The organism is Klebsiella sp. JB_Kp042 (assembly GCF_040065275.1).
Classification (GTDB): domain Bacteria; phylum Pseudomonadota; class Gammaproteobacteria; order Enterobacterales; family Enterobacteriaceae; genus Klebsiella; species Klebsiella quasipneumoniae.
In genome coordinates, this window is record NZ_JBEAJL010000080.1 from 1 (window position 1) to 955 (window position 955).

Here is a 955-nt window from a genome sequence, read left to right on the forward strand (position 1 = left end):
CCGCATGACATTTTCTGCGAGTGCCCGGACGAGTCCGTGGACTACGCGGTGATGGAGAAAACCGCCGACGCGGTGGTGGTCGGTCTCGATGCCGACTGGAGCGACGTCGGCTCCTGGTCCGCCCTGTGGGAGGTCAGCCCGAAAGATGAGCAGGGCAACGTCCTCAGCGGCGACGCGTGGGTGCACAACAGCGAAAACTGCTACATCAACAGCGACGAGAAGCTGGTGGCGGCCATCGGCGTGGAGAACCTGGTGATTGTCAGCACCAAGGACGCCGTGCTGGTGATGAACCGCGAGCGTTCCCAGGACGTGAAGAAGGCGGTCGAGTTCCTCAAGCAGAACCAGCGCAGCGAATACAAGCGCCACCGCGAGATTTACCGTCCCTGGGGCCGCTGCGACGTGGTGGTCCAGACCCCGCGCTTCAACGTCAACCGTATCACCGTGAAACCGGGCGGCGCCTTCTCGATGCAGATGCACCACCACCGCGCCGAACACTGGGTCATTCTCGCCGGCACCGGCCAGGTGACGGTCAACGGCAAGCAGTTCCTGCTGACCGAGAACCAGTCCACCTTTATTCCGATTGGCGCCGAGCACAGCCTGGAAAACCCGGGCCGCATTCCGCTGGAAGTGCTGGAGATCCAGTCGGGGTCGTACCTCGGCGAGGACGACATTATTCGTATTAAAGACCAGTATGGTCGTTGCTAATTTTTTTCGGGACAAAACGCAGAATGACACAGTTAACATGCTTTAAGGCTTATGACATCCGTGGTGAACTGGGCGAGGAGCTGAACGAGGACATCGCCTACCGTATCGGCCGCGCCTACGGCGAATTTCTGAAACCCGGGAAGATAGTGGTGGGGGGCGATGTGCGCCTCACCAGCGAGTCGCTGAAGCTGGCGCTGGCCCGCGGGCTGATGGACGCCGGCACCGACGTGCTGGATATCGGCCTGAGCGG

At 61.3% G+C, this 955-nt stretch carries 1 protein-coding gene and 1 pseudogene; both read left to right on the forward strand.

Annotated elements, in window-relative coordinates; genetic code table 11:
* Window positions 1–705, forward strand: a 705-nt coding sequence (locus ABLV54_RS13270; protein WP_205609018.1) for a cupin domain-containing protein, incomplete at its 5' end; no start/stop codon positions are given.
* A gap of 23 nt (window positions 706–728) precedes the next feature.
* A pseudogene (locus tag ABLV54_RS13275) lies at window positions 729–955 on the forward strand (phosphomannomutase CpsG); the annotation flags it as partial.